Origin of the sequence: Kitasatospora sp. NPDC047058, assembly GCF_040643935.1 — a bacterium.
GTDB lineage: Bacteria > Actinomycetota > Actinomycetes > Streptomycetales > Streptomycetaceae > Kitasatospora.
Window position 1 is genome coordinate 1 of record NZ_JBEYVJ010000652.1, and the last position, 2,791, is coordinate 2,791.

Sequence of the window (2,791 nt, forward strand, 5' to 3'; positions counted from 1 at the left end):
GGCGTCTCGGCGTCGATGGCGGAGACGCCGGCCCGCCGGCTGTACCGCTCGCTCGGCTACCGCGACCTCGCCCGCGCGGTGCACTTCCCGAACACCGAGCGGCTCTACGCCTCGGTGACCGCGGGGGCGTGCCGTCGGCTCCGGCGGTCAGCGGTCCTGGTAGGCGGCCATCGCGTCGTTCACCCGGGAGGAGAAGAACAGCGGGCCGATCGCGTCGGCCCAGGCCATGCCCTCGGGCGTCAGCCGCAGGGTGCCGGGGCCGTGCTCGCGGACCCAGTCGCGCTCCAGCAGCCGGGCGAACTGGTCGGGGAAGTGCTCCTGAGGGGTGGCGCCGAACCGCTGCCGGTACGCCGCCTCCGAGGTGCCGGTGCTCTCCAGCAGCGTCTGGAGCAGGTACATCCGGCGGCGTTCGCCGTCGTCCATCCGGAACGCCCACTGGGCGCGCCGGAAGTCCTCGGTCGGCGTCGCGATGTAGTCGTCGATGATCCGGCGGACCTCGGGCACGGCCACCGCGTAGTCGGTGGTGTAGTGCAGGTCGGTGGTGAAGGAGCGTGCCCCGACGCCGAGGCCGACCATCCCGGCCTGCTGGTTGTACTCGCTGATCCCGGCGTCGTCGGCCTGGTCGACGGCGGCGGTGCCCCGGCGGCGGAAGACCCGCATGGAGGTCTGCTCGTACCCCGCGGCCAGCAGGTGGTCCCGGCCGGAGCGGTAGAGCCGGAGCCGCTGTTCGTCCCAGCTCTCGCCGGTCTCCGCGTGCCGGCCGTCTAGCCCGGTGAGCGGGCGCACGTACAGCGGGTACAGGTAGATCTCCTCGGGCTCCCGGGCGAGGGCCGCGTCGAGGGAGGTGCGGAAGCTCCGCTCGGTCTGGCCCTGGATGCCGTAGATCAGGTCGATGTTGAGGATCGGGAACGCGGCGGCCTTCAGCCGGGTGAGAGCCGCGTCGACCTCGGACCGCTTCTGCGGGCGCACGGCCGCACGGGCCTCGTCCTCCAGGAAGGTCTGCACGCCGATGCTCACCCGGGTGGCGCCGCGCTCGGCGAGGACGGCGATCCGGTCGTCGGTCGCGGTGGCGGGGGACGTCTCCACCGACCACGGCACGGCCTTGAGGTCGGCGCCCATGACCTGCTCGCAGATGTCGGCGAGGCGGGTCAGCTCCGCCGCCGTGAGGTAGGTCGGGGTGCCGCCGCCGAACGCGGCCAGGGCGAAGCGGAGCTCCCGGCCCTGCGCCTCCAGCGCCTCACGGGTGACCCGGGCCTGTCTTTCCAGGGTGTCGAGGAACCGGCCGGTGACCTCCTCGGGGGCACCCGTCCGGGTGAAGAGGTTGCAGAAGCCGCACCGCATCTCGCAGAACGGCACGTGGACGTAGAGCGAGAGGGCGTCCAGCCGTTCACCGGCCCAGAGCTCGCTGAGCAGGGGGCCGTCGGCCTGCCGGCGGTAGGCCTTCTGGTGGGGGTAGGCGTAGACGTACTGCCGGTACGGGGTGGCGGTCTCCTCCGCCGGGCCGGGCCGGTCGTCCGCCGGGCGCCGGGTGATCCGCACAGGTGTGGAGCTGCTCATCGGCACAACTTCCTGTCGCCGTGGTCAAGTTCCGGTAAAGACCGGGCGGGACGACGCTAGGTCGGGCGGGCCGTGCCGGTCACGGGGCTGAACCTCCTAGCAGCGGGCTCCGGCGGGCCGGGCGGTTGGGAGGTTCGCACGGAAGAATATGTAGACCAGTCAATTGCTTGTGGAGCACTGGCGTTTGGCGGTGCGCATGCGGTAACCGTTCTTCTCATGAAGCGAATCGTCATCGCCGCGGGCGGGGGCGGCGATCCCATCGCGGCGGCCATGGTCGGCACCGCGCTGTACGGGTCCGTCGAGCCGGTGCTCGTCCTCACCTACTCGTGGGAGCGGCTGACCGTCGACCCCCTGCCCGGGCCCCGCGGCCGCGCCGACTTCGCGGGACTGGAATCGCCCCGCCCCCACCTGGACCTGGTGACCGGCTCCACCACGCCCGTCGGTGCGGCCGGCTCCTCGCTGCCCCGGCTCGCCGCCGACCTCGGCACCGCGCTCGGACTGCTCGACCCTTCCGAGGGCACGGCCGGCCTGGCCCGGACGATCCGGGCCGCCGCCGACTACTGCGGCGTGGGCCACGTCGACGTGGTCGACGTCGGCGGCGACATCCTGGCGGCCGGCGACGAACCCACGCTGCGCAGCCCCCTCGGCGATGCGCTCGTCCTCGCGGCCTGCGCGCGCACCGGCCTGGCCGCCGACGTCTGGATCGCCGGCCCCGCGCTCGACCGCGAACTGCCCGAGCGCGACCTGTTCGCCCGGCTGCCGGAGCCGGCGTTCGCGCTCACCGACGCGCACGTCCGCCCGGTCCGCCGGGCCTTCGGTTGGCACCCCTCGGAGGCCAGCGCCATGCTGGCAGCCGCCGCCCGGGGCGTACGGGGCCTCTGCGGCATCCGCGACGTGGGGGATCCCGTCCGGCTGGACGGGCGCAGCGCGGGCGTGCACCGGCTGCCGCTCGGCCAGGCCCTCGCCCTCAACCCGCTGGCCGGGCGGCTGGCCGACTGCGCGACGCTCGACGAGGCCGAGCGGGCCAGTCTGGCGGTGTGCGGGTTCTCCGAGATCGCCCGCGAGCGCGACCGGGCCCGGGCCGTCGGGCTCGCCGCGTCGGCGGGGCTCGTGTCGTCCGCCGCCGGTTTTTCCGCGGCCTCGGCGGACGGGGCCGGCGTCGTCGAGCGCTACGACCGCTAGCCAGCAAGGCGCACCCGATCCCGTCCGTCTGGGCCCGCCGCCAGCGCGAACC

Annotated in this window: 2 protein-coding genes and 1 pseudogene; 2 read left to right on the forward strand and 1 reads right to left on the reverse strand. The window is 74.2% G+C overall.

The features are described 5' to 3' along the window. Window positions 1–111, forward strand: a pseudogene (locus ABZ885_RS38810) (GNAT family N-acetyltransferase); the annotation flags it as partial. Between the two features lie 36 nt (window positions 112–147). Here ABZ885_RS38810 and ABZ885_RS38815 read toward each other — a convergent pair. Further along, entirely contained in the window at window positions 148–1,557 is a 1,410-nt protein-coding gene (locus tag ABZ885_RS38815; RefSeq protein WP_360199561.1) for an STM4012 family radical SAM protein, read from the reverse strand. Between the two features lie 216 nt (window positions 1,558–1,773). Here ABZ885_RS38815 and ABZ885_RS38820 point away from each other — a divergent pair, with 216 nt between their 5' ends. After that, on the forward strand, window positions 1,774–2,739 hold the full coding sequence (locus ABZ885_RS38820; protein ID WP_360199563.1) for a DUF1152 domain-containing protein: 966 nt from the start codon (window positions 1,774–1,776) through the stop codon (window positions 2,737–2,739). Window positions 2,740–2,791: the final 52 nt, after the last annotated feature.